This is a genomic window from Streptomyces sp. Je 1-369 (genome assembly GCF_026810505.1).
Taxonomy (GTDB): domain Bacteria; phylum Actinomycetota; class Actinomycetes; order Streptomycetales; family Streptomycetaceae; genus Streptomyces.
Genome location: NZ_CP101750.1, coordinates 5,967,982 through 5,993,405 on the forward strand (window position 1 = coordinate 5,967,982; position 25,424 = coordinate 5,993,405).

25 protein-coding genes are annotated in these 25,424 nt (G+C 69.1%); 21 read left to right on the plus strand and 4 right to left on the minus strand.

Annotated elements, in window-relative coordinates; translation table 11 throughout:
• Positions 1 to 47: 47 nt before the first annotated feature.
• The 20 genes from thrB to NOO62_RS27315 all read left to right on the plus strand — a co-directional run bounded on the left by thrB (position 48) and on the right by NOO62_RS27315 (position 20,136).
• Positions 48 to 965, plus strand: a complete 918-nt coding sequence (gene thrB, locus NOO62_RS27220) for a homoserine kinase (RefSeq protein WP_268773466.1) — start codon at positions 48 to 50, stop codon at positions 963 to 965.
• Between the two features lie 393 nt (positions 966 to 1,358).
• Complete coding sequence (gene rho / locus NOO62_RS27225; protein ID WP_268773467.1) at positions 1,359 to 3,455, plus strand: transcription termination factor Rho; 2,097 nt, start codon at positions 1,359 to 1,361, stop codon at positions 3,453 to 3,455.
• Positions 3,456 to 3,774: 319 nt separating this feature from the next.
• Positions 3,775 to 4,887: an LCP family protein gene (locus NOO62_RS27230; RefSeq protein ID WP_268773468.1), complete on the plus strand. Its 1,113-nt coding sequence runs from the start codon at positions 3,775 to 3,777 to the stop codon at positions 4,885 to 4,887.
• A 152-nt stretch (positions 4,888 to 5,039) separates the two neighbouring features.
• Positions 5,040 to 5,261: a 50S ribosomal protein L31 gene (gene rpmE / locus NOO62_RS27235; RefSeq protein ID WP_055564417.1), complete on the plus strand. Its 222-nt coding sequence runs from the start codon at positions 5,040 to 5,042 to the stop codon at positions 5,259 to 5,261.
• Between the two features lie 115 nt (positions 5,262 to 5,376).
• Positions 5,377 to 6,453 carry a peptide chain release factor 1 gene (gene prfA / locus NOO62_RS27240; RefSeq protein ID WP_268773469.1) on the plus strand — a complete coding sequence of 359 codons (1,077 nt, stop codon included), beginning with the start codon at positions 5,377 to 5,379 and terminating at the stop codon, positions 6,451 to 6,453.
• Between the two features lie 38 nt (positions 6,454 to 6,491).
• Entirely contained in the window at positions 6,492 to 7,337 is an 846-nt protein-coding gene (prmC, locus tag NOO62_RS27245; RefSeq protein WP_268773470.1) for a peptide chain release factor N(5)-glutamine methyltransferase, read from the plus strand.
• A gap of 58 nt (positions 7,338 to 7,395) precedes the next feature.
• A complete protein-coding gene (locus NOO62_RS27250; RefSeq protein WP_150216185.1) occupies positions 7,396 to 8,043 on the plus strand; it encodes an L-threonylcarbamoyladenylate synthase in 648 nt (215 codons plus the stop codon).
• The gene (locus tag NOO62_RS27255; RefSeq protein ID WP_150186231.1) at positions 8,040 to 8,690 is read left to right on the plus strand and encodes a protein-tyrosine-phosphatase; all 651 of its coding nucleotides are present in this window, start codon (positions 8,040 to 8,042) and stop codon (positions 8,688 to 8,690) included. The genes NOO62_RS27250 and NOO62_RS27255 overlap by 4 nt, the downstream gene beginning before the upstream one ends.
• A 48-nt stretch (positions 8,691 to 8,738) precedes the next feature.
• Positions 8,739 to 10,007, plus strand: a complete 1,269-nt coding sequence (gene glyA / locus NOO62_RS27260) for a serine hydroxymethyltransferase (protein WP_268773471.1) — start codon at positions 8,739 to 8,741, stop codon at positions 10,005 to 10,007.
• A gap of 130 nt (positions 10,008 to 10,137) precedes the next feature.
• Entirely contained in the window at positions 10,138 to 11,451 is a 1,314-nt protein-coding gene (locus NOO62_RS27265) for an MraY family glycosyltransferase (protein WP_268773472.1), read from the plus strand.
• 261 nt (positions 11,452 to 11,712) lie between these two features.
• On the plus strand, positions 11,713 to 12,162 hold the full coding sequence (locus tag NOO62_RS27270) for a hypothetical protein (RefSeq protein ID WP_268773473.1): 450 nt from the start codon (positions 11,713 to 11,715) through the stop codon (positions 12,160 to 12,162).
• Positions 12,163 to 12,438: 276 nt separating this feature from the next.
• On the plus strand, positions 12,439 to 13,209 hold the full coding sequence (atpB, locus tag NOO62_RS27275) for a F0F1 ATP synthase subunit A (protein WP_268773474.1): 771 nt from the start codon (positions 12,439 to 12,441) through the stop codon (positions 13,207 to 13,209).
• A gap of 71 nt (positions 13,210 to 13,280) precedes the next feature.
• Positions 13,281 to 13,526: an ATP synthase F0 subunit C gene (gene atpE, locus NOO62_RS27280; RefSeq protein ID WP_268773475.1), complete on the plus strand. Its 246-nt coding sequence runs from the start codon at positions 13,281 to 13,283 to the stop codon at positions 13,524 to 13,526.
• A 41-nt stretch (positions 13,527 to 13,567) separates the two neighbouring features.
• On the plus strand, positions 13,568 to 14,122 hold the full coding sequence (locus tag NOO62_RS27285; protein WP_268773476.1) for a F0F1 ATP synthase subunit B: 555 nt from the start codon (positions 13,568 to 13,570) through the stop codon (positions 14,120 to 14,122).
• Positions 14,119 to 14,943, plus strand: coding sequence for a F0F1 ATP synthase subunit delta (locus NOO62_RS27290; protein WP_268773477.1), 825 nt, complete (start codon positions 14,119 to 14,121; stop codon positions 14,941 to 14,943). The genes NOO62_RS27285 and NOO62_RS27290 overlap by 4 nt, the downstream gene beginning before the upstream one ends.
• 117 nt (positions 14,944 to 15,060) lie before the next feature.
• The gene (atpA, locus tag NOO62_RS27295) at positions 15,061 to 16,650 is read left to right on the plus strand and encodes a F0F1 ATP synthase subunit alpha (RefSeq protein WP_268773478.1); all 1,590 of its coding nucleotides are present in this window, start codon (positions 15,061 to 15,063) and stop codon (positions 16,648 to 16,650) included.
• A gap of 21 nt (positions 16,651 to 16,671) precedes the next feature.
• Positions 16,672 to 17,592 carry a F0F1 ATP synthase subunit gamma gene (locus tag NOO62_RS27300; RefSeq protein ID WP_268773479.1) on the plus strand — a complete coding sequence of 307 codons (921 nt, stop codon included), beginning with the start codon at positions 16,672 to 16,674 and terminating at the stop codon, positions 17,590 to 17,592.
• On the plus strand, positions 17,592 to 19,034 hold the full coding sequence (atpD, locus tag NOO62_RS27305) for a F0F1 ATP synthase subunit beta (protein ID WP_268773480.1): 1,443 nt from the start codon (positions 17,592 to 17,594) through the stop codon (positions 19,032 to 19,034). Before NOO62_RS27300 ends, atpD begins: the two co-directional genes overlap by 1 nt.
• Before the next feature lie 133 nt (positions 19,035 to 19,167).
• Positions 19,168 to 19,542 (plus strand): F0F1 ATP synthase subunit epsilon, encoded by a 375-nt coding sequence (locus tag NOO62_RS27310; RefSeq protein ID WP_150186240.1) that lies wholly within the window; start codon positions 19,168 to 19,170, stop codon positions 19,540 to 19,542.
• Between the two features lie 144 nt (positions 19,543 to 19,686).
• A complete protein-coding gene (locus NOO62_RS27315; RefSeq protein ID WP_150172274.1) occupies positions 19,687 to 20,136 on the plus strand; it encodes a DUF2550 domain-containing protein in 450 nt (149 codons plus the stop codon).
• An 85-nt stretch (positions 20,137 to 20,221) separates the two neighbouring features.
• Here NOO62_RS27315 and NOO62_RS27320 read toward each other — a convergent pair whose 3' ends face one another.
• The 3 genes from NOO62_RS27320 to NOO62_RS27330 all read right to left on the minus strand — a co-directional run bounded on the left by NOO62_RS27320 (position 20,222) and on the right by NOO62_RS27330 (position 24,108).
• Positions 20,222 to 22,036, minus strand: a complete 1,815-nt coding sequence (locus tag NOO62_RS27320) for a glycosyl hydrolase family 18 protein (protein WP_414930894.1) — start codon at positions 22,034 to 22,036, stop codon at positions 20,222 to 20,224.
• A 234-nt stretch (positions 22,037 to 22,270) separates the two neighbouring features.
• The gene (locus tag NOO62_RS27325; RefSeq protein ID WP_268773482.1) at positions 22,271 to 22,921 is read right to left on the minus strand and encodes a response regulator; all 651 of its coding nucleotides are present in this window, start codon (positions 22,919 to 22,921) and stop codon (positions 22,271 to 22,273) included.
• Entirely contained in the window at positions 22,918 to 24,108 is a 1,191-nt protein-coding gene (locus tag NOO62_RS27330) for a sensor histidine kinase (RefSeq protein WP_268773483.1), read from the minus strand. Before NOO62_RS27330 ends, NOO62_RS27325 begins: the two co-directional genes overlap by 4 nt.
• 174 nt (positions 24,109 to 24,282) lie before the next feature.
• Between NOO62_RS27330 and NOO62_RS27335 the strand changes: the two genes are divergently transcribed.
• A complete protein-coding gene (locus NOO62_RS27335) occupies positions 24,283 to 24,840 on the plus strand; it encodes a hypothetical protein (protein ID WP_268773484.1) in 558 nt (185 codons plus the stop codon).
• A 3-nt stretch (positions 24,841 to 24,843) separates the two neighbouring features.
• Here NOO62_RS27335 and NOO62_RS27340 read toward each other — a convergent pair whose 3' ends face one another.
• Positions 24,844 to 25,416 (minus strand): cob(I)yrinic acid a,c-diamide adenosyltransferase, encoded by a 573-nt coding sequence (locus NOO62_RS27340; protein WP_268773485.1) that lies wholly within the window; start codon positions 25,414 to 25,416, stop codon positions 24,844 to 24,846.
• Positions 25,417 to 25,424 lie beyond the last annotated feature (8 nt).

A 25,424-nucleotide genomic window follows, 5' to 3' on the forward strand; every position in this document is an offset into this window, starting at 1 on the left:
AAATACGCAGCCTCAAAAACACGCAGCTCAAGGAGAGTCATCGAGCGATGGCCGGTCCCGCGTTCCGCGCCGCCGCCGTCCGGGTGCGCGTCCCCGCCACCAGCGCCAACCTCGGTCCGGGCTTCGACGCCCTGGGCCTGTCGCTGGGTCTGTACGACGACGTCGTCGTCCGGGTGGCCGACTCCGGTCTGAACATCGACATCGCAGGCGAGGGCAGCGACACCCTCCCGCGCGACGAGTCGCATCTGTTGGTACGTTCCCTGCGCACCGCCTTCGACCTGCTCGGCGGACAGCCGCGCGGCCTCGAGATCGTCTGCGCCAACCGCATTCCGCACGGCCGCGGCCTCGGCTCGTCGTCCGCCGCCATCTGCGCCGGCATCGTCGCGGCGCGCGCCGTGACCATAGGCGGCGAGGCCAGGCTCGACGACGCCGCGCTGCTGGAACTGGCCACCGAGATCGAAGGCCATCCCGACAACGTCGCCGCCTGCCTGCTCGGCGGCTTCACGCTCTCCTGGATGGACGGGGGCTCCGCCCGCGCGATCAGGATGGAACCCGTCGATTCCATCGTTCCGGTGGTTTTCGTCCCCGGAAAGCCCGTCCTCACCGAGACGGCGCGCGGCCTCCTGCCGCGCACCGTCCCGCACGTCGACGCGGCCACCAACGCGGGCCGTGCGGCCCTGCTCGTCGAGGCCCTGACCAGGCGCCCCGAGCTGCTGCTGCCCGCCACCGAGGACCGTCTGCACCAGGAGTACCGCTCTCCCGCCATGCCGGAGAGCGCCGCCCTGGTGGAGCGGCTGCGCGCCGACGGCGTGCCCGCGGTGATCTCCGGCGCGGGGCCCACGGTCCTCGCGCTGGCCGAAGACAGTGCGGCCGACAAGGTCGCACGACTGGCGGGAGAGGGCTGGGCGGCCAACCGCCTGGAACTCGACGCCTCGGGAGCGAGCGTGCTGCCGCTCGCGCCCTGACGCAGTGAACGAAGGGATTCGGGGTGTCCCGATCCTGAGAGGGGGAATGTTTGTTGGATCCGGTAGTGTTAATCTCAAGTCCGCACCCGACCTCACCATGGCGAGGTGCTTTGTGTCCCCGTCCGGGACAACCATTCTTCCGGGAGCCTCCCAAACTGCTTCGTGCCCTGCACTGAGCGGTCCTGAGCACGCTCCGGAACCGGCGTGACCGAGCCGGGTGACACCGCACTTCAGTGGCACCGCACCGGGAATCGCCATCACCAATGAATTCTTCCGCCGCGTTGGCGGACCACCGCCCCGGCACGGTCCACAGAATGCAAGGACCGACCGCCGGACAGCACAACCGGTCGCCGAGCCAGACAGGCCGACGTCCGCTCCAGGGAAGGACCCTTCGTGAGCGACACCACCGATCTGATGGGCGTGACTGCCGACACGCCCGCCACGGACGCCTCCGCGGCGCCTGCCACCGGTGCTTCGGCCGGGTCGAGGCGGCGCCGCGGCACCGGCCTCGAGGGCATGGTGCTGGCGGAACTGCAGCAGGTCGCATCGGGCCTTGGGATCAAGGGAACCGGGCGCATGCGCAAGAGCCAGCTGATCGAGGTCATCAAGGAGGCGCAGGCAGGGGGCGGAGCCCCGGCGAAGAGCGCCGCCTCCTCGGGGGACACCACCGAGACCAAGCCCAAGCGCCGCGCCACCTCGAAGGCCCGCACGGGTGACGACGCCGAGCCCGCCGCCAAGGCGAGCGCCCCGGCCAAGGCCGCGAGCGGCAAGTCCGACGCCAAGGCCGACAAGGCCGCGGCCCAGCAGCAGATCGACATCCCCGGGCAGCCCGCCGGCGGCCCCGCCCGCGCGAGCGAGGGCGAGCGCGGCGGAGAGGACCAGCCGCCGGCCGAGCGCCGCAGGCGCCGGGCCACCGCCGACGCGGGCAGCCCCGAGTCGGCCGCCGCCGAGGCGAAGGGCGACGCCTCGGGCGACGCGTCCGACGACAAGGGCGCCAAGGGCGACAAGGGCAACGACGCCTCCGGCGACAACGGTGGCGAGGGCCGTCGTGAGCGCCGTGACCGGCAGGGCCGCGGCCGTGACCGCGACCGCCGCGGCAACAAGGGCGACGACCAGCAGGGCGGCGGCCGTCAGGACCGCCAGGACCGTCAGGACCGCCAGCAGCAGGGCGGCGGGCGCCAGGAGCGGCAGGACCGCCAGGACCGTCAGCAGCGCGACAACGGTCCGCAGGACGACGACGACTTCGATGGCGGGCGCCGTGGCCGCCGCGGGCGCTACCGCGACCGCCGTGGCCGTCGTGGCCGTGACGAGCAGGGCTTCGGCAACGAGCCGCAGGTCTCCGACGACGACGTCCTGATCCCCGTCGCGGGCATCCTGGACATCCTCGACAACTACGCGTTCATCCGTACGTCGGGCTACCTCCCCGGTCCCAACGACGTCTACGTCTCGCTGGCCCAGGTCCGCAAGAACGGTCTGCGCAAGGGTGACCACGTCACCGGCGCGGTCCGCCAGCCCAAGGACGGCGAGCGCCGCGAGAAGTTCAACGCGCTGGTCCGCCTGGACTCGCAGAACGGCATGGCGCCCGAATCCGGGCGCGGACGGCCGGAGTTCAACAAGCTGACGCCCCTCTACCCGCAGGACAGGCTCCGTCTGGAGACCGACCCGGGCGTGCTCACCACCCGCATCATCGACCTCGTCGCGCCCATCGGCAAGGGACAGCGCGGTCTGATCGTGGCCCCGCCGAAGACCGGCAAGACCATGATCATGCAGGCGATCGCCAACGCGATCACGCACAACAATCCCGAGTGCCACCTGATGGTCGTCCTGGTCGACGAGCGTCCGGAAGAGGTCACCGACATGCAGCGGTCGGTGAAGGGCGAGGTCATCTCCTCGACCTTCGACCGTCCCGCCGAGGACCACACCACGGTCGCCGAGCTCGCCATCGAGCGCGCCAAGCGTCTGGTGGAGCTGGGCCACGACGTCGTCGTGCTGCTCGACTCGATCACCCGTCTGGGCCGTGCGTACAACCTCGCCGCCCCGGCCTCCGGCCGCATCCTGTCCGGTGGTGTCGACTCGACGGCCCTCTACCCGCCGAAGCGCTTCTTCGGTGCCGCGCGCAACATCGAGGACGGCGGCTCGCTGACCATCCTCGCCACCGCGCTCGTGGACACCGGCTCGCGCATGGACGAGGTCATCTTCGAAGAGTTCAAGGGCACCGGCAACGCCGAGCTCAAGCTCGACAGGAAGCTCGCCGACAAGCGCATCTTCCCGGCGGTGGACGTCGACGCGTCCGGTACCCGCAAGGAAGAGATCCTGCTCGGCTCCGACGAGCTCGCGATCACCTGGAAGCTGCGCCGTGTGCTGCACGCGCTCGACCAGCAGCAGGCGATCGAGCTGCTCCTCGACAAGATGAAGCAGACGAAGTCGAACGCGGAGTTCCTGCTGCAGATCCAGAAGACGACGCCGACGCCGGGCAACGGCAACGACTAGTCGTCCTCAGCAGTCCACAGGGCCGCCCCGTCACAGCTGTGACGGGGCGGCCCTTTTGGTGCGCGATGCGACCAGGGAGAGACCTTGGCCACACACATAAGAGACTCTCACGGTCACGGGCAGTAGCCCGGTGACGGAAAAAGGCGCAGGTGAGGCCTGAAATCGTTGGGGTGGGGGTACACGGTCGGTCACCGGTGGTGCCCGGGGTGCGCACAGCGCGCTGTGCAACCCTTCAAGCGGTTTGGCCGTCTGACTAGTGACGACACACCGCATCTGGCCCTGAAAGCAGGGGGTACCGACCGACGGGACTGAGGAGCGCATGACCGACGAGAGCAGGGCCGCCGACGCGCCGAAGCGCGCGAAGCGTGGCCGCCGCCGCAAGCCGCGGAGTACGCGCAAGAAGGTGCTCGTCGTCACCGCATGGACCGCCGCGGGCGTGGCCGTCCTCGGAGGCACCGGTCTCGGTTACGTGTACTTCAAGCTCAACGGCAACATCAAGGGCGTCGACATCAACGCCGCTCTCGGCACGGACCGCCCCCTGGACGTCGACAACGGCTCCCAGGACATCCTCGTCCTCGGCTCCGACTCGCGCTCCGGCGACAACGCCAAGTACGGCAAGGACGAGGGTGCCGCCCGCTCGGACACGGCGATGATCGTCCACGTCTACAAGGGCCACAAGACGGCCAGCGTCGTCTCCATACCCCGCGACACCCTCATATCCCGGCCCGACTGCTCGACCGAGGACGGCAAGTCCGAGCCCGGCGGGCAGCGGCAGATGTTCAACACGGCGTACGAGGTCGGGGGCCCCGCCTGTGCCGTCAAGACCGTCGAGAAGATGTCCGGCATCCGGATGGACCACTACGTAGAGGTCGATTTCACGGGCTTCAAGAAGCTCATAGACACCCTCGGCGGCGTCGACATCACCACGAAGAAGGCCATCCACGACAAGGACAGCCACCTCGACCTGGACGCCGGCACCCACACCCTCAACGGTGAGCAGGCCCTCGGCCTGGTCCGCACCCGGCACGGCGTCGGCGACGGCAGCGACCTCGGCCGCATCCAGCTCCAGCAGGCCTTCATCAAGGCCCTCCTCGACCAGGTCAAGGACGTCGGCGTCTTCGGCAACCCGAAGAAGCTGTACGACCTGGCGAACGACGCGACCAGCGCCATCACCACCGACTCCGACCTGAACGACGTCAAGTCCCTGGCGAGCTTCGCGAACGGCCTCAAGGGCATCGGCGCGGGTGACATGAAGATGGTCACGCTGCCCATCCAGTACGACCCGAACGACCCCAACCGCGTCCTCCCCCTGGAGAAGGCCGACCAGGAGGTCTGGGACGCGCTCAGGGCCGACAAGGCCATACCCAAGTCCGCCACGGAGAAGTCCGCCGGTGACAAGGGCGACGCGGGCGACGTGGTCTCCAGCCACTGAGCCGGACCGATCCGGACGGATCCGGAATAGATCGGCCTCCACCCCGGTTTTGGGAGATACGGCCGGTCCTGGCAGACTGGTACGTCGGCCCCGGTTCACGTACGAGCAATCCGCGCGTACGACCCGGCGCCCTCCCGAAACTAGGAGACACCTTGAAGCGCGACATCCACCCCGAGTACGTCGAGACGCAGGTCAGCTGCACCTGTGGCGCGTCGTTCACCACCCGCAGCACGATCTCCAGCGGCACCGTCCGTGCCGAGGTCTGCTCCGAGTGCCACCCGTTCTACACGGGCAAGCAGAAGATCCTCGACACCGGTGGCCGCGTGGCCCGCTTCGAGGCCCGCTTCGGCAAGGCCGGCTCCGCCAAGAAGTAGCGAGCCACTGCGCCGGTCGTCGACCGCCCTCGCGAGGGGGCGGCCGGGACCGGCGCTTTTGCCGTCCCGCAGCCAATTCGCGGAGAATCACCGCGCAGAAGACCAGGAGCCCCCGATGTTCGAGGCGGTCGAGGAACTGATCGGCGAGCACGCCGATCTCGAACAGAAGCTCGCGGACCCGTCGGTCCACGCCGACCAGGCCAACGCGCGCAAGCTCAACAAGCGCTACGCCGAGCTCACCCCGATCGTCGCGACGTACCGCTCCTGGAAGCAGACCGGGGAGGACATCGAGACCGCGCGCGAGTTCGCGGCCGACGACCCGGACTTCGTCGCCGAGGTCAAGGACCTGGAGCGGCAGCGCGAGGAGATCACCGAGAAGCTGCGGCTGCTGCTCGTGCCCCGGGACCCGTCCGACGACAAGGACGTCATCCTGGAGATCAAGGCGGGCGCGGGCGGCGACGAGTCCGCCCTGTTCGCCGGCGACCTCCTGCGCATGTACCTGCGGTACGCGGAGCGCATCGGCTGGAAGACCGAGATCATCGACTCCACCGAGTCCGAGCTCGGCGGCTACAAGGACGTTCAGGTCGCCGTGAAGACCAAGGGCGGCCAGGGCGCCACCGAGCCGGGTCAGGGCGTCTGGGCGCGGCTGAAGTACGAGGGCGGCGTGCACCGCGTGCAGCGCGTGCCCTCCACCGAGTCCCAGGGGCGCATCCACACCTCCGCGGCCGGTGTCCTCGTGACGCCCGAGGCCGAGGAGATCGACGTGGAGATCCACGCCAACGACCTGCGCATCGACGTCTACCGCTCGTCGGGTCCCGGCGGCCAGTCCGTCAACACGACGGACTCCGCCGTCCGCATCACGCACCTTCCCACCGGAGTCGTCGCCTCCTGCCAGAACGAGAAGAGCCAGCTGCAGAACAAGGAGCAGGCGATGCGCATTCTGCGCTCCAGGCTCCTTGCGGCGGCCCAGGAAGAGGCGGAGAGCAAGGCCGCGGACGCCCGCCGCAGCCAGGTCCGCACGGTCGACCGCTCCGAGAAGATCCGTACGTACAACTTCCCGGAAAACCGGATCTCGGACCACCGCGTCGGCTTCAAGGCGTACAACTTGGACCAGGTGCTCGACGGCGAACTCGACCCGGTCATCCAGGCCTGCGTCGACGCCGACTCCGCCGCCAAGCTCGCCGCCGCGTAAGCACACCCGCTCGTACGACCCGTCCCCGGAGGACCAGCGTGAACCTGCTGCTCGCGGAAGTGGCCCAGGCCACCCAGCGGCTGGCCGACGCCGGCGTGCCCTCGCCGCGCAATGACGCCGAGGAGCTCGCCGCCTTCGTGCACGGCGTGAAGCGGGGCGAGCTGCACACCGTCAAGGACTCCGACTTCGACGCCCGCTACTGGGAGACCGTCGCGCGCCGCGAGGCCCGCGAACCGCTCCAGCACATCACGGGGCGGGCCTTCTTCCGCTACCTGGAGCTGCAGGTCGGCCCCGGCGTCTTCGTGCCGCGTCCGGAGACCGAGTCCGTCGTCGGGTGGGCCATAGACGCCGTCCGCGCGATGGACGTCGTCGAACCGCTCATCGTCGACCTGTGCACCGGCTCCGGCGCCATCGCCCTCGCCATGGCGCAGGAGGTCCCGCGCTCGCGGGTGCACGCCGTGGAGCTGTCCGAGGACGCCCTGAAGTGGACGCGCAAGAACGTCGAGGGGTCCAGGGTCGAGCTCGTGCGGGGAGACGCCAGGGAGGCCTTCCCCGAGCTCGACGGACAGGTGGACCTCGTGATCTCCAACCCGCCGTACATCCCGCTCACCGAGTGGGAGTACGTCGCCCCGGAAGCCCGCGACCACGACCCCGAGCTCGCCCTCTTCTCCGGTGAGGACGGCCTCGACCTGATCCGCGGCATCGAGCGCACCGCGCACCGGCTGCTGCGGCCCGGGGGCGTGGTCGTCATCGAGCACGCGGACACCCAGGGCGGCCAGGTCCCGTGGATCTTCACCGAGGAACGCGGCTGGGCCGACGCGGCCGACCACCCCGATCTCAACAACCGCCCGCGCTTCGCCACCGCCCGCAGGGCGATGCCGTGACGACAGCCCTGACGACCCAGATCATCAGTGTCAGCTTTTCAGTGAGGAGTCCGGACTAATGGCACGGCGATACGACACCAACGACGCGACCGACCGTACGACCGGTCTGCGCGAGGCCGCGTCCGCCGTACGCCGCGGCGAACTGGTCGTGCTGCCCACCGACACGGTCTACGGGATCGGCGCCGACGCCTTCTCCCCGGAGGCGTGCTCCGACCTGCTGGACGCCAAGGGCCGCGGCCGCAACATGCCCACGCCCGTCCTGATCGGCTCGCCGAACACCCTGCACGGCCTGGTCACCGACTTCTCCGAGATGGCCTGGGAGCTCGTCGACGCCTTCTGGCCCGGCGCCCTGACCCTCATCGCCAAGCAGCAGCCGTCCCTGCAGTGGGACCTCGGCGACACCCGCGGCACGGTCGCCATCCGCATGCCGCTGCACCCCGTCGCCATCGAGCTGCTCACCGAGGTCGGCCCGATGGCCGTCTCCTCGGCCAACCTCACGGGACACCCCGCCCCCGAGGACTGCGACGCCGCCCAGGAGATGCTCGGCGACTCCGTCTCCGTCTACCTGGACGGCGGCCCGACCCCCGGCATCGTCCCGTCGTCGATCGTCGACGTCACGGGCAAGGTGCCGGTGCTGCTCCGCGCGGGCGCACTCGACGCGGACGAGCTGCGCAAGGTGGTACCCGACCTCGAGGTGGCGAATTGACAGCCCCTGAGACGGGGCGTGGCATAGCGGGCTTCCCGGGCTCTGCGGACTCCTTCCGCATCCTCCACGTCAGTACCGGCAACGTGTGCCGCTCGCCCATCACCGAGCGGCTGACCAGACATGCCCTGGCGGACCGCCTCGGCGACCCCCTCACCGGTGGTCTGATCGTGGAGAGCGCGGGCACCTGGGGCCACGAGGGCGCCCCCATGGAGACCAACGCCGAGACGGTCCTCGCCGACTTCGGCGCGGACCCCACCGGCTTCATGGGCCGCGAGCTCCTCGACGACCACGTCATCCGCGCCGACCTGGTGCTGACCGCCACCCGCGACCACCGGGCGCAGGTCATCTCCATGGGGCACTCGGCGGGCCTGCGCACGTTCACGCTCAAGGAGTTCACGCGGCTCGTACGGGCCATAGACATGACGACGCTGCCGGACCCGGACGGCGGAGTGGTGGAGCGGGCCCGCGCGCTGGTGCGGGCCGCCGCCGCGCTGCGCGGCTGGCTCCTCGCACCGAACGTGGAGGCCGACGAGGTGTACGACCCGTACGGGGCGCCCCTGCCGTTCTTCCGGTCGGTGGGCGACGAGATCAACCAGGCCCTCGACCCCGTGGTGACGGCGCTGACCGGGGTGCCCGCGCACATGTAGCGGCCTACATTGGATCTGAGGTCACCCCTGCAAGGCCCGGAGCCCACGATGTCGCTCAGCACGGTCAGCACCGCACCCACCGCAGCCACCGCACCCACGTCCTACACGGACCTCGAAGGGCTGCGCAGGCAGGACCCCGAGCTGGCCGAGGTCCTCGCCGCGGAGGCCGCCCGGCAGGCCGACGCGCTGCAGCTGATCGCCGCCGAGAACTTCACCTCGCCCGCCGTCCTCACCGCGCTCGGCTCGCCGCTCGCCAACAAGTACGCCGAGGGCTACCCCGGCGCCCGCCACCACGGCGGCTGCGAGCTCGTCGACATCGCCGAGCGGATCGCCGTCGACCGGGCCAAGGCCCTGTTCGGCGCCGAGCACGCCAACGTACAGGCACACTCCGGTTCCTCCGCCGTGCTCGCCGCGTACGCCGCGCTGCTGCGCCCCGGCGACACGGTCCTCGCGATGGGCCTGCCGTACGGCGGTCACCTCACGCACGGCTCGCCCGCGAACTTCTCCGGCCGCTGGTTCGACTTCGTCGGGTACGGAGTGGACCCCGAGAGCGGCCTCATCGACTACGACCAGGTGCACGCCCTCGCCCGCTCGCACCGCCCCAAGGCCATCGTCTGCGGCTCGATCTCCTACCCCCGGCACATGGACTACGCGGCCTTCCGCGAGATCGCCGACGACGTGGGCGCGTATCTCATCGCCGACGCCGCGCACCCCATGGGCCTGATCGCCGGGGGAGCGGCGCCGAACCCCGTACCGCACGCGGACGTCGTCTGCGCCACGACGCACAAGGTCCTGCGCGGCCCGCGGGGCGGCCTCCTGCTGTGCGGGACGGAGCTCGCGGAACGGATCGACCGCGCCGTCTTCCCGTTCACGCAGGGCGGCGCCCAGATGCACACGATCGCCGCCAAGGCCGTCGCGTTCGGCGAGGCGGCGACGCCCGCGTTCACGGCGTACGCCCATCAGGTGGTCCGCAACGCACGCATCCTGGCGGAAGCACTGGCCGCCGCAGGCTTCGCCGTCACCACCGGCGGCACGGACACCCACCTGATCCTGGCCGACCCGACCCCCCTCGGGGTGGACGCCCACACGGCCCGAGGCCGCCTCGCGGCCTCCGGCATCTTCCTCGACACCTGCGCCCTGCCCCACGACGACACCCGCGGTCTACGGCTCGGCACGGCGGCCGTCACGACCCAGGGCATGGGCGGCCGGGAACAGGCGCGCATCGCGGGACTCCTGGTCGAAGCGGTGCGGGAGGACACGAACGTACGAGAAGAGGTACGCGGACTGGTGGGGGGATTTCCGCCGTATCCGGCCTGACGAGGGGCGGCCGGGTCAGAGGGCGACGGAGAGTCGTGCAACCATCGTCGCTACCCGTAAGTCCCCAACCGTATGCGCGCAAAGCTAGGGTGTGGGGCTGAGATGGCCAGCGAGACCTGTGGGGAAGCCCGTGCGTGAATACCTCCTGACGCTCTGCATCACGGCCGCGGTGACCTACCTGCTGACCGGCCCGGTGCGGAAGTTCGCGATCGTGGCCGGCGCCATGCCGGAGATCCGCGCTCGTGACGTGCACCGGGAGCCCACACCGCGGCTCGGCGGGATCGCGATGTTCTTCGGTCTCTGTGCGGGGCTCCTGGTCGCCGACCACCTGCCGAACCTCAACGCGGTCTTCGAGAACTCCAACGAACCGCGTGCGCTGCTCTCCGGCGCGGCGCTGATCTGGCTGATCGGCGTCCTGGACGACAAGTTCGAGATCGACGCGCTCATCAAGCTCGGCGCCCAGATGATCGCCGCGGGCGTCATGGTGATGCAGGGTCTGACGATCCTGTGGATCCCGGTCCCCGGCGTCGGCACGGTCTCGCTCACGTCCGGGCAGGGCACGCTGCTGACGGTCGCGCTGGTCGTCATCACGATCAACGCCGTGAACTTCGTCGACGGCCTCGACGGGCTCGCCGCGGGCATGGTCTGCATCGCGTCCGCCGCGTCCTTCATGTACGCCTACCGCATCTGGTACGGCTACGGCATCGAGGCAGCCGCGCCTGCCACCCTCTTCGCCGCCATCCTCATGGGCATGTGCCTCGGCTTCCTGCCGCACAACATGCACCCCGCCCGGATCTTCATGGGCGACTCCGGCTCGATGCTCATCGGGCTCATCCTCGCGGCGGGTGCGATCTCCGTCACCGGACAGGTCGACCCCGCGACGATGAAGCTGAACTTCGGCACCGGGCGCGACGCGACGCACGCGATGCTTCCCGTCTTCATCCCGCTCCTGATGCCGCTCACGATCATCGCGATCCCCTTCGCGGACCTGGTCCTCGCGATCGTCCGGCGCACCTGGAACGGCAAGTCGCCCTTCGCCGCCGACCGCGGGCACCTCCACCACCGGCTCCTGGAGATCGGCCACTCGCACAGCCGCGCAGTGCTGATCATGTACTTCTGGTCGGCGCTCATCGCCTTCGGCACCGTCGCGTACTCGGTCCACTCGACGAGCATGTGGATCCTGCTGCTGATCGTCGCGCTCAGCGCGCTGGGCCTCGTCCTGCTCCTGCTGCCGCGCTTCACCCCGCGCACCCCGCGGTGGGCCGAGGCGTTCGTGCCGCCGCGCTACCGCCGCCGCCGTGCCGCTGCCGCCGCCGAACTGGCGGCCCAGGAGGCCACACCGGCGGAAGAGGAACCTCCGGTGCCCGCGGGCGTCAACGGAGCGACCGCGATCGGCGCCCGTTCGCGCTTCCAGGAGCGGCGGGAAGCCGAGTCGTCCCGTTGACGCGCGACCCGAAAGCGCTCCAATACCAGACAAATTGGCGCTCCGGATGCACAGACGCGCAGATTGCTTCTCATGTGTGACAGCCAGCACACCGAACAGGTAAAGACCTCATCAAATAGTTTGTGATACGGTTCACGAGATCCCGGGATAGAGCCGAAGGACCGTAGTGCGACGGTCCATTGGCCCGAGGGACCCTCTCGACCCGGGTCTACGCTCGTCCATGACGACACCCTGCCCCCATCAGTAAGCGGAGCTGCCGCCATGCCGTCTCAAGACGCCCGAAATCTCCTTCAGTCCGCCGTGCCCACGGCTGCCGTCGGCGCGATCGTCGCCGCGGTGAGCGGTGTCGTTGCCGGTGGCAAGGGGGCGATCGGAGCGGTCGTCGGCACCGCGGTCGTCATTGCCTTCATGGGGCTCGGTCTGTTCGTCCTGCAGAAGACGGCGAAATCGCTTCCACAGCTTTTTCAGGCGATGGGCATGATGCTCTACGTCGCCCAACTCTTGCTGCTCCTCGTCTTCATGGGTCTGTTCAAGGACACCACGCTCTTCAATCCGAGGGCCTTCGCCGCCGCACTCGTCGCGGCGACCATCGTGTGGATGGCCGCACAGGCGCGTGCGCACATGAAGGCGAAGATCCTTTACGTCGAACCCGACTCCGAAAGCGACTCCTCCAAGAAGGACAAGCCGGAGAAGTCGGGGTCGTCGACGTGAAGGGTAGGGGCGGGATAAATGGCCGTTCGAGATGCTGCTATCGTCCGGTGCCAACTGCGGCACTGCGGGCGCGGGCATCTGAGCTGACGCCTGCACAATCGCGAGGCTCGATGCCTGAACGCCGCTCACACTTCCGAAACACCAGTCCGGTGCCGACCCGCGGCCGCGCGCCGCGCCGACACGACAACGAGGTTGCCGTACCTATGCGTCACGCCGAAGGAGCCCGCGGTGAGTGCTGACCAAACTGAGCTCGCCTTTGACTGGAGCTGTCGGATCATGTCCGACAACGGCTGTGGCTTCCCGGCTCCGGGCCTGCACTCGTTCCTTTTCAAGCCGATCTTCACCGTCGGCGGGTTCGAGTTCAACAAGGTCATGCTGCTCGCCCTGCTGACCACGCTCGTCGTCGTCACCTTCTTCTACGTGGCGTTCGGCAAGGCCAAGTTGGTCCCGGGCAAGCTGCAGATGATGGGCGAGGCAGGCTACGACTTCGTACGCCGCGGGATCGTCTACGAGACGATGGGCAAGAAGGACGGCGAGAAGTACGTCCCGCTCATGGTCTCGCTGTTCTTCTTTATCTGGATCATGAACATCTGGTCCGTGATCCCGCTGACCCAGTTCCCGGTCTCGTCGATCATCGCCTACCCGGCGGTGCTCGCGGCGGTCGTCTACTTGGTCTGGGTGCCTCTCACCTTCAAGAAGCACGGCTTCGTGGGCGGCTGGAAGAACATCACCGGGTTCGACAACTCGCTCGGCCCGATCAAGTGGCTCGTGTCGTTCATCGAGTTCTTCTCGAACCTGCTGGTGCGCCCCTTCACGCATGCCGTGCGACTCTTCGCCAACATGTTCGCCGGTCACCTGATGCTGGTGATGTTCACCGTCGCCTCCTGGTACCTGCTGAACAGCTGGTTGATCCCGGCCGCCGGTGTCTCCTTCGTGATGACCATGGCCATGATCCTCTTCGAGCTTTTCGTGCAGGCCGTTCAGGCGTACGTCTTCGTGCTCCTGGCCTGCTCGTACATCCAGGGCGCTCTCGCCAAGCACCACTGAGCCCCTCCGCAACCCCCTAAGCGCCCGGTGGCCAACCCCCACCGGTCCATGAAAGAGAAGGAAGTAACGGCATGTCCGCGACTCTCGAACTCGCCGCCGTCACCGGTGACCTCAAGGCCCTCGGCTCCATTGGTTACGGTCTCGCCGCGATCGGCCCCGGCATCGGTGTTGGCATCGTCTTCGGTAAGGGCACCGAGGCCCTGGCCCGTCAGCCCGAAGCCGCCGGTCTGATCCGTGCCAACCAGATCCTTGGTTTCGCCTTCTGTGAGGCGCTCGCCCTCATCGGCATCGTCATGCCCTTCGTCTACAGCTCCTGATCGCCAGAGACGATTAGTACCGTTCGACGAAAGGCAATGATGTGATCGCCAACCTGGTACAGCTGGCGGCCGAGCACTCGGAGGAGCAGAACCCGCTCATTCCGCCCGGTCCTGAGCTGCTCGTCGGCGCCATCGCCTTCGCCATCGTCTTCTTCTTCTTCTGGAAGAAGCTCCTCCCGAACATCAACAAGGTTCTGGAAGAGCGCCGGGAGGCGATCGAAGGCGGTATCGAGAAGGCCGAGGCCGCTCAGACCGAGGCCCAGAGCGTTCTTGAGCAGTACAAGGCTCAGCTCGCCGAGGCCCGGCACGAGGCCGCGCGTCTGCGCCAGGAGGCGCAGGAGCAGGGCGCCACGCTCATCGCCGAGATGCGGGCCGAGGGCCAGCGTCAGCGCGAGGAGATCGTCGCCGCGGGCCACACGCAGATCGAGGCCGACCGCAAGGCCGCCGCGCAGTCGCTGCGTCAGGACGTGGGCCAGCTGGCCACCGACCTGGCGGGCAAGCTCGTCGGCGAGTCCCTTGAGGACCACGCCCGGCAGAGCCGCACGATCGACCGCTTCCTCGACGAGCTGGAGCAGAAGGCCGAGGCTGCTCGATGACAGCGCACGGAGCTAGCCGCGAGGCCCTGGCCGCCGCGCGCGAGCGCCTCGACGCGCTGACGGACAGCACCTCGGTCGACGCGGAGCGGCTCGCGGACGAGCTCGCCGCGGTCACCGCGCTGTTCAGCCGTGAGGTGTCGCTGCGTCGGGTCCTGACCGACCCGGCGCAGTCCGGTGAGGCCAAGGCCGAGCTCGCGGGACGTCTGCTCTCCGGACAGGTGGGCGGCGAGACCGCCGACCTGGTCGCCGGAATGGTGCGCTCGCGCTGGTCGCAGTCGCGTGACCTGGTGGACGCCCTCGAGGAGCTCGCCGACCTCGCCGACCTGACCGGTGCGCAGAAGGCCGGCGCCCTGGACAACGTCGAGGACGAGCTCTTCCGGTTCAGCCGGATCGTCTCGTCCAACACCGCGCTGCGTGCCGCGCTGACCGACCGCGCCGCGACCGGCACGGCCAAGAGCGAGCTGCTGCGCAGCCTGCTCGGCGGCCGCGCCGAGGACGTCACGGAGCGTCTCGTCGAGCGCCTCGTGACCGCGCCGCGTGGACGTAGCCTGGAAGAGGGCATCGTGTCCCTCTCCAAGCTGGCCGCCGACCGCCGCAACCGGATGGTCGCCGTCGTCACTTCCGCTGTTCCGCTCTCGGACCGGCAGAAGGAGCGTCTCGGCGCCGCCCTGGCCAAGGTGTACGGACGCCCGATGCACCTGAACCTCGACGTGGACCCCGGGGTCCTCGGCGGGATCACGGTCCAGGTGGGCGACGAGGTCATCAACGGCTCCATCGCGGACCGCATCGAGGAAGTCGGCCGCCGCGTGGCCGGCCAGTAAAGCAAAGCAACAAAGCACGACCTACGGCCCTAGTTGGGCCGTGCAGAGGATTCCTGGGGGCTGACCCCAGACCCCCCAAGAAAACTTCGGGCCCAACAAGGAGAGCAGGGAACCCAGATGGCGGAGCTCACGATCCGGCCGGAGGAGATCCGGGACGCGCTGGAGAACTTTGTCCAGGCGTACAAGCCGGACGCGGCCTCGCGCGAGGAGGTCGGTACGGTCACCCTTGCCGGCGACGGCATCGCGAAGGTCGAGGGCCTGCCCTCGGCCATGGCCAACGAGCTGCTGAAGTTCGAGGACGGGACCCTCGGTCTCGCGCTGAACCTGGAAGAGCGCGAGATCGGTTCGATCGTCCTCGGTGAGTTCAGCGGTATCGAGGAAGGCCAGTCGGTCACCCGCACCGGCGAGGTGCTGTCGGTCGCCGTGGGCGAGGGCTACCTCGGCCGCGTCGTCGACCCGCTCGGCAACCCGATCGACGGCCTCGGCGAGATCGAGACCAGCGGTCGTCGTGCCCTTGAGCTGCAGGCCCCCACGGTCATGCAGCGCAAGTCGGTGCACGAGCCGATGGAGACCGGCTACAAGGCCGTCGACGCGATGACCCCGATCGGCCGCGGCCAGCGTCAGCTGATCATTGGTGACCGCCAGACCGGCAAGACCGCCCTGGCCGTCGACACGATCATCAACCAGCGCGAGAACTGGCGCTCGGGCGACGTGAACAAGCAGGTGCGCTGCATCTACGTCGCCATCGGTCAGAAGGGTTCCACCATCGCCTCCGTGCGCGGTGCCCTCGAAGAGGCCGGCGCGCTGGAGTACACGACCATCGTCGCCGCCCCGGCGTCCGACCCGGCGGGCTTCAAGTACCTGGCGCCCTACACCGGCTCGGCCATCGGCCAGCAGTGGATGTACGAGGGCAAGCACGTCCTCATCGTCTTCGACGACCTCTCGAAGCAGGCCGACGCCTACCGCGCCGTGTCCCTGCTGCTCCGCCGCCCGCCGGGGCGCGAGGCCTACCCGGGTGACGTCTTCTACCTGCACTCGCGTCTGCTCGAGCGCTGCGCGAAGCTCTCGGACGAGCTGGGCAAGGGCTCGATGACCGGTCTGCCGATCGTCGAGACGAAGGCGAACGACGTGTCGGCGTTCATCCCGACCAACGTCATCTCCATCACCGACGGCCAGTGCTTCCTGGAGTCGGACCTCTTCAACGCCGGTCAGCGCCCCGCGCTGAACGTCGGTATCTCCGTCTCCCGTGTCGGTGGTTCCGCGCAGCACAAGGCGATGAAGCAGGTCTCGGGCCGCCTCCGCGTGGACCTCGCCCAGTTCCGTGAGCTCGAGGCGTTCGCCGCCTTCGGTTCCGACCTGGACGCCGCGTCGAAGGCCCAGCTCGAGCGCGGCCAGCGCATGGTCGAGCTGCTCAAGCAGCCGCAGTACGAGCCGATGGCGACCGAGAACCAGGTCGTCTCCGTGTGGGCCGGTACCACCGGTCGCATGGACGACGTGCCGGTCGTCGACATCCGTCGCTTCGAGAGCGAGCTCCTCTCCTACCTGCACCAGGGTGAGAAGGGCCTCATGACCTCCATCAAGGAGGGCGGCAAGATGTCGGACGACACGCTGCAGGCCGTCGGCGACGCCATCGAGAAGTTCAAGAAGCAGTTCAAGACCTCGGACGGGAAGCTTCTCGGCGAGGACGCCCCCGCCGCTGCCAAGTGACGTAAGGAAGGGACCTGACTCATGGGAGCCCAGCTCCGGGTCTACAAGCGTCGCATCCGATCCGTCACCGCGACCAAGAAGATCACCAAGGCGATGGAGATGATCGCCGCCTCGCGTGTCGTCAAGGCGCAGCGCAAGGTGGCGGCCTCCACGCCGTACGCGACCGAGCTCACCCGGGCGGTCACGGCGGTCGGCACTGGTTCGAACACGAAGCACCCGCTGACCACCGAGGCGGAGACGGCGACCCGTACCGCGGTTCTGCTCCTCACGAGCGACCGCGGACTGGCCGGCGCCTTCAACTCCAACGCCATCAAGGCCGCGGAGCAGCTCACCGAGCGCCTCGAGGCCGAGGGCAAGGAGGTCGACACGTACATCGTCGGCCGCCGTGGTCTGGCCCACTACAACTTCCGCGAGCGCAAGGTCGTGGAGTCGTGGTCGGGCTTCACCGATGAGCCCACGTACGCGGACGCCAAGAAGGTCGCGGTGCCGCTGATCGAGGCCATCGAGAAGGAGACGGCGGAGGGCGGCGTGGACGAGCTCCACATCGTCTACACCGAGTTCGTCTCGATGATGACGCAGACGGCCGTCGACGGCCGCCTGCTGCCGCTCAGCCTCGAGGAGGTGGCGGAGGAGTCGAAGTCCGGCAAGGACGAGATTCTGCCGCTGTACGACTTCGAGCCGTCGGCGGAGGACGTCCTCGACGCCCTGCTGCCGCGGTACGTCGAGAGCCGTATCTACAACGCGATGCTCCAGTCGGCTGCTTCCAAGCACGCCGCCACGCGCCGCGCGATGAAGTCGGCGACCGACAACGCCGGGGATCTGATCAACAGCCTCTCCCGGCTTGCCAACGCGGCCCGCCAGGCCGAAATCACCCAGGAAATCAGCGAGATCGTCGGCGGCACAGCAGCCCTGGCCGACGCGACCGCGGGGAGTGACAAGTAATGACGACCACTGTTGAGACGGCCGTTGCCACGGGCCGCGTCGCCCGGGTCATCGGCCCGGTCGTCGACGTGGAGTTCCCCGTCGACGCGATGCCGGAGATCTACAACGCCCTGCACGTCCAGGTCGACGACCCGTCGACCGAGGGCGCGAAGAAGACGCTGACCCTCGAGGTCGCCCAGCACCTGGGCGACGGCGTGGTCCGCGCGATCTCGATGCAGCCCACCGACGGCCTGGTCCGCCAGGCCCCGGTCACCAACACCGGCAAGGGCATCTCGGTGCCGGTCGGCGACGTGACCAAGGGCCGTGTGTTCAACACCCTCGGTGAGGTGCTGAACGACGACCCGTCCTCGGTCGCCGAGGCCGAGCGCTGGACGATCCACCGCAAGGCCCCGGCCTTCGACCAGCTCGAGTCCAAGACCGAGATGTTCGAGACCGGCCTGAAGGTCGTCGACCTTCTCACCCCGTACGTCAAGGGTGGAAAGATCGGTCTGTTCGGTGGTGCCGGTGTCGGCAAGACCGTTCTGATCCAGGAAATGATCGTCCGTGTGGCCAAGCTGCACGACGGTGTCTCCGTCTTCGCCGGTGTCGGCGAGCGTACCCGTGAGGGCAACGACCTCATGGTCGAGATGGAGGAAGCCGGCGTTCTGGACAAGACCGCGCTGGTGTTCGGCCAGATGGACGAGCCGCCGGGCACGCGTCTGCGCGTCGCCCTGGCCGGTCTGACCATGGCGGAGTACTTCCGCGATGTGCAGAAGCAGGACGTGCTGTTCTTCATCGACAACATCTTCCGCTTCACGCAGGCCGGTTCCGAGGTCTCGACCCTGCTCGGCCGCATGCCTTCCGCGGTGGGCTACCAGCCGAACCTGGCCGACGAGATGGGTCTCCTCCAGGAGCGCATCACGTCGACCCGTGGTCACTCGATCACCTCGATGCAGGCGATCTACGTCCCCGCGGACGACCTGACCGACCCGGCCCCGGCCACCACGTTCGCCCACCTCGACGCGACGACGGTGCTTTCCCGTCCGATCTCCGAGAAGGGCATCTACCCGGCCGTGGACCCGCTGGACTCCACGTCCCGCATCCTGGACCCGCGCTACATCGCGCAGGACCACTACAACTGCGCCATGCGCGTCAAGGGGATCCTCCAGAAGTACAAGGACCTCCAGGACATCATCGCGATCCTCGGTATCGACGAGCTCAGCGAAGAGGACAAGCTCGTCGTCGCCCGTGCCCGTCGCGTGGAGCGCTTCCTGTCGCAGAACACCCACGCCGCCAAGCAGTTCACCGGTGTGGACGGCTCGGACGTGTCCCTCGAGGAGTCGATCGCGGCGTTCAACGCGATCTGCGACGGTGAGTACGACCACTTCCCCGAGCAGGCCTTCTTCATGTGCGGTGGTCTTGAGGACCTCAAGAAGAACGCCAAGGAGCTCGGCGTCTCCTGAGCTCTGCAGCTCGATCCGGAGAGGGGCGGGGAGCACCCCGCGCAGGGGCAGTGTCCCGCCCCTCTCCGTACGCCCACTAGAATTTGACCCAACACCCGGCTGAACCGCCGGGTGGTGACCCGAGGAGCCACCCTTGGCTGCTGAGCTGCATGTCGAGCTGGTCGCAGCGGACCGCAGTGTCTGGTCCGGTGAGGCCACCCTGGTCGTCGCGCGCACCACGTCCGGCGACATCGGCGTCATGCCCGGTCACCAGCCGCTGCTCGGTGTGCTGGAATCGGGCCCGGTGACCATTCGTACGAGTGACGGCGGCACGGTCGTGGCCGCTGTCCACGGAGGATTCATCTCCTTCGCGGACGACAAGCTGTCGCTGCTGGCCGAGATCGCGGAGCTGTCCGACGAGATCGACGTCCAGCGTGCGGAGCGGGCGCTGGAGCGCGCGAAGGGCGAGGCCGACGCCTCGGCCGAGCGTCGCGCCGACGTCCGACTGCGTGCGGTGGCGACGCGCTGACCCCAGCGCGCGGCGTAACGTGACTCAGCCGCGGCCAGGTCCGGGAACAATCCGGACCGGGTCGCGGCTGAGGCAATGCGGGTGCAATGTATTGGTCCGTTGTCGGCCCTTCGGCCGACGGTAGAGGCGAGGAGGTCGGTGCCGATGATCCTCACTCTGCTCGTGTGCGGACTAGCTTTGATCGTGCTGGTGTTGGTGGGGCTCTTCGTCTTCGGCCTGCGGCGCCGGCTCATCCAGCGCTCCGGCGGCACGTTCGACTGCAGCCTGCGGTGGGACGCCCCCGAGAAGGGCGACACCTCCGGCAAAGGCTGGGGGTACGGGGTCGCCCGCTACAACGGTGACCGCGTCGAGTGGTTCCGCGTCTTCTCCTACGCTCCCCGGCCGCGCCGGGTTCTCGAGCGCTCCGCCATCGAGGTCGTGGACCGCCGCGCCCCGGACGGCGAGGAGGAGCTCGCCCTGCTCTCCGACGCGATCGTCCTTGGCTGCCTGCACCGCGGCACCCGCCTGGAACTGGCGATGAGCGAGGACGCCCTGACGGGTTTCCTGGCGTGGCTGGAAGCGGCCCCGCCGGGCCAGAGAGTGAATGTGGCCTAGTACGAGAGTTCGTACGGCATGAAGAAGCCGGGAAGACAGGGGGCGTTCCTGTCTTCCCGGCTTCGTCTTGGGGGGACGGCGCGTACTACTTCAGGCCGTCGTTGATCGCAGTCACCAACTCACCGTTGGACGTGTCACCGCTGAACTCCCAGAAGAACGCACCGCCGAGCTTCTGGTCCTTGGCCCACGCCATCTTGGAGCGGACGGTGGACGGCGTGTCGTAGGACCACCAGTTCGTGCCGCAGTGGGCGTACGCCGTGCCCGCGATCGTGCCGTTGGACGGGCAGGAGTTCTTGAGGACCTTGTAGTCCTCGATGCCCGCCTCGTATGCTCCGGGCGCCGCACCCGTCGCCGTACCGCCCGGCTCCTTCTGCGTCACGCCGGTCCAGCCGCGGCCGTAGAAGCCGATGCCGAGCAGGAGCTTCGCGGAGGGCACGCCCTTCGCCTTGAGCTTGGAGATCGCCGCCGCGGAGTTGAAGCCGTCCTGCGGGATGCCCGGGTAGGACGTGAGCGGGGAGTGCGGGGCCGTCGGGCCCTTCGCCGCCCAGGCGCCGAAGAAGTCGTACGTCATCACGTTGTACCAGTCGGCGTACTGCGAGGCGCCGCCGTAGTCGGCCGCGTCGATCTTGCCGCCGCTGGAGCCGTCCGCGGTGATCGCGGCCGTGACGAGGTTCTTGGAGCCGAACTCGTTGCGGAACGCCTGCATCATGTTCTTGAAGACGGCGGGGCCGCTGGTGTCACAGGACAGACCGCAGGCGTTCGGGTACTCCCAGTCCAGGTCGATGCCGTCGAAGACGTCGGCCCAGCGCGGGTCCTCGACCAGGTCGTGACAGGACTTGGCGAATGCCGCCGGGTTCTTCATGGCGTCGGTGAAGCCGCCGGACCAGGTCCAGCCGCCGAAGGACCAGAGGATCTTGATGTTCGGGTACTTCGCCTTCAGCTTGCGCAGCTGGTTGAAGTTGCCGCGCAGCGGCTGGTCCCAGGTGTCGGCGACGCCGTCCACGGACTGGTCGGCGGTGTACGCCTTGTCGGTCGCCGCATAGGCGTCGCCCATGGTGCACTTGCCGCCCTGGACGTTGCCGAAGCTGTAGTTGATGTGCGTGATCTTGCCGGCCGAGCCGGAGGTCGCGATGTTCTTCGCGTGGTAGTTGCGCTGGTAGACGCCCCACTCCGTGAAGTAGCCGAGCTTGACCTTGTCGCCGGGCTCGGGGTCGGGGCCGCCGCCACCGGTGGTGCGGACCTTGACGGCGTCGCTGGCGGGACCCGTCTGGTCGGCGGTGTCACGGGCCTGGACGCTGTACGAGTAGTCGGTGCCCGCGGTCAGACCGCTGTCGCTGTACGAGGTGCCGGTGACCGTGGCGACCTTCGCGCCGTCGCGCAGGACGTCGTAGTTCTTGACGCCCTTGTCGTCGGTGGCGGCCTTCCAGTCCAGCTTCACACCGGTGTCGGTGATGCCGGACGCGGTCGGGGTGCCGGGGGCGCTCGGCGGGTTGTCGCCGGGGACGCTGCCGCCGTCGCAGCTGCCGCCGTTCAGCGTGCACTTGGAGGGGGCGCCGGGGCCGGTGCCGTTGAACCCGAAGGAGACCGAGGCGCCGGGGGCGAGCGTCCCGTTCCAGCCGAGGTTCTTGCCGGTCCAGCGGGTTCCGGAGTTGGTGACGGTGGCGTCCCAGGCCGAGGTCACCTTCGTGTCGGAGGGGAAGTCCCACTGGACGTTCCAGGAGCTGAGCGTGGTGGTGCCGGTGTTCTTGATCGTCCACTTGCCTTCGAAGCCGCCGCCCCAGTCCTGGGTCTTGGCGTACGTGGCGGTGGCCTCGGGGGCGGCCTCGGGCGCCGCGTCGGCGGGGCCGCCGAGGGCGACGAGGGTGGCGAGCGGGAGGAACAGGGTCGTCACCCCCGCCACGGCTTTGTGTCTGAATCCGACTCTCGGGCGTGTGCTGTTCGTCGTGAAGCGCACGAGTGCTCCTCGGGTGAGTTCCGGGGCCGTTAGGGGCTTGGACCCTGCGCCGCCCGTGAGCACGTGGACACGTGGGGGAGTGCTCACCGCAGTGCGGCGAGAATAGAAAGGTCTGGACCATCGGTCAAGAGGTCTGAACCATTGGCCGGATCGCGACGGCCCGGCGCCCCCGGTTCCGCTTCAGACGCCCAACTCCTGCGCCAGCACCGCGGCTTGCACCCGGCTGCGCAGCTCCAGCTTGCCCAGCATGCGGCTGACGTGCGTCTTCACCGTCGCCTCCGCCATCGCGAGACGGGCCGCGATCTCGGCGTTCGACATCCCCTCACCGATGCAGGAGAGCACCTCGCGCTCCCGCCGCGTGAGGCTGTCCAGGATCGCGGGGTCCGGCGCGTTCTCGTCGCGTACGGGCTTCGCCGGAGCGGCGAACTCGGAGATCAGCCGACGGGTCACGGCGGGCGCGATCAGGCCCTCGCCGCGCGCGACCGTACGGACGCCTTCGATGAGGTCCTTCGCCTCCGTGTTCTTCAGGAGGAACCCGGACGCGCCCGCCCGCAACGCCCCGAACACGTACTCGTCGAGGTCGAAGGTGGTCAGGACGAGTACGTCCGCGAGCTGCTCGGCGACGACCTGCCGGGTCGCCGACACCCCGTCGAGGCGCGGCATCTGTATGTCCATCAGGACCAGGTCGGGGCGGAGTTCGCGGGCGAGCGCGACCGCCTCCTCGCCGTCCGCCGCCTCACCGACGACCTCGATGTCGGACGCGCTGCGCAGGATCAGGACAAGTCCCGCGCGCACGGCCGACTGGTCCTCGGCGACCAGTACCCGGATCATTCCTTGGCTCCTTCGTCCGCTGGATCGACGGGCAGGGTCGCGAAGACGCTCCAGACCTTGCCGTCAGGGGTGCTCTCGGGGCCCGATTCGAAGGTGCCGCCGAGCAGATCGGTGCGCTCGCGCATGCCGACGAGGCCGGCGCCGGAGCCGGGGGCGCGCGGCCCGGAGGGGTCCCCGTACGGGGAGGTGACGCGGACGGTGAGGGCGCGCGGCCGCTGTGCGAGGGCCACGGTGACCAGGCCGGGGGACGCGTGCTTGAGGGCGTTCGTCAGGGACTCCTGCACGATGCGGTACGCCGCGAGCTCCACCGGCGCGGGCAGCTTCGGCCCGTCCCCGGGGCGGGCGTCGTCGAGCGTGACGTCGAGGCCGTTGGTGCGGGCGCCCGCGACGAGGGCGGCGAGGCCGTCCAGGGTGGGCGCGGCCGCGGGCTCCAGGTCGCCGGTCTGGTCGCGCAGGATGCCGATGAGGCGGCGCATCTCCGCCAGCCCCTCGACGCTGTTCTCCCGGATCACGCCGAGGGCGTCCTGGCTGGTCTTGGGGTCGTCGAGGGAGAGTGCGGCCGTCGAGTGGATGGCGATCGCCGAGAGGTGGTTGGCGACCATGTCGTGCAGCTCCCTGGCCATCCTGGCGCGCTCGGCGCCGACGGCCTGGACCCGGTCCATCTCGGCGAGCAGCGCGGTCTGCTCGGCCCGCAGCTTCGCCGCGGCGGTGGCCTCCCGGTGGTTGCGCACCAGGACGCCGGTGGCGGCGGGCGTGAAGGCCACGATGCCGGTTGCGACGCCGAGGAGGACGGCCTGCGGGTCCTGCCACCAGGCGAGGAATGCCACGGTCACGGCCACCGTGATGACGCCGGACGTGATCGGGATACGTCGGGCGGCAGCCGGTGTCCCGTACACGACAGCCGCGTACATGATGTCCGTGAACATCAGGATCGACGCGAGGTTGCCCGCCGTGAACTGGTCGGCCACCAGCGCGAACGTGGCCGTGACCAAGGCGAACTGCGGCTTGGTGCTGCGCAGTAGTTCGAGCCCCGCAAGGGCGAAGAGCGGCAGCAGCGACCAGTGGTTGCCGAGCGGCCGGTCGGTCTGCGAGCGCAGCCCGAGCGCCCACAGCGCCAGCCCGCAGAGCAGGCTGGCCGCGGCGATCTGCACGTCGACGCGTTGCGGGCGGGGCAGGGACAGGGCCATGTCCCCATCCAACACGGTGGACCGGCCGTCCTGCCTGGTCCTGGGGGAGGAACCGGGCGCTACATCGAAGGATGCAGTCCCACTTCGTCACTGACGACGACGATCCACGGCGGCCGGGGCGCGAGCCTTGAGGAGTGACGGAGTGGCAGGGGGAGCGAACGTGAGGAGAGCGCTGTGATCGTCGCGCTGATCATCATCTGCGAGGTCGGCTTCTGGGTCCTGCTGGCCGCCGGGCTCGCCACCCGCTATCTGCTGCGCATGCCGCGCCTGGGCATCGCGATCCTGCTGTGCGAGCCGCTGCTCGAACTCGTGCTTCTGGTGGTGACCGCGCTCGACCTGAAGAACGGCGCCGACCCCAGCTGGAAGCACGGCCTCGCGGCGCTGTACATCGGCTACACCGTGGGGCACGGCCACCGCACCGTGAAGTGGCTCGACGGCCACGCGGCGCACCGTTTCCAGGGCATGCCGGTGCCGCGTCCGCCGCGCTACGGCAAGGCCCGCGCCCTGCACGAGGCGAAGGTCTGGCTCGGCTCGGTCGTCGGGGCGGCCGTCGCGAGCGGGCTGCTGCTGCTCGCCATGTGGTACGTCGACGACCCCGGCCGCACCTCGTCGCTGCAGGCGTGGATGCACACGGCGTGGCGTACGGCGGGCATCCACGGCCTGATCGCGCTCAGCTACACGCTCTTCCCGAAGAAGGCCCCTGCCCGCGAGCAGGAACGCACGGGGGTGTGAACGCTACCGCTCGCCGCCCGGCACCCACAGCACGTCCCCGACCGCCTTGTTCGCCGCCCGGGCGAGGATGAAGAGGAGGTCGGAGAGGCGGTTGAGGTAGGTCGCGGTCAGCGGGTTCATCGTGTCGCCGTGAACCTCGAAGGCCGCCCACGTCGACCGCTCGGCGCGCCGCACCACCGTGCACGCCTGGTGCAGCAGCGCCGCGCCGGGCGTGCCCCCCGGCAGGATGAAGCTGCGCAGCTTCTCCAGCTCCTCCAGGAAGCGGTCGCAGTCCGACTCCAGCTTGTCGATGTAGGACTGCTCGACGCGCAGCGGCGGATACTTCGGGTCCTCGACGACCGGCGTGGACAGGTCGGCGCCCACGTCGAAGAGGTCGTTCTGGACGCGTACGAGGACCTTCACCACCTCCGCGTCGAGCTGTCCGAGCGCGATCGCCGTGCCGATGGCCGCGTTGGCCTCGTTGGCGTCGGCGTACGCCGAGATGCGCAGATCGGTCTTGGCGGTGCGGCTCATGTCCCCGAGGGCCGTCGTGCCCCGGTCGCCGGTCCTGGTGTAGATGCGCGTCAGATTGACCATACGGCCAG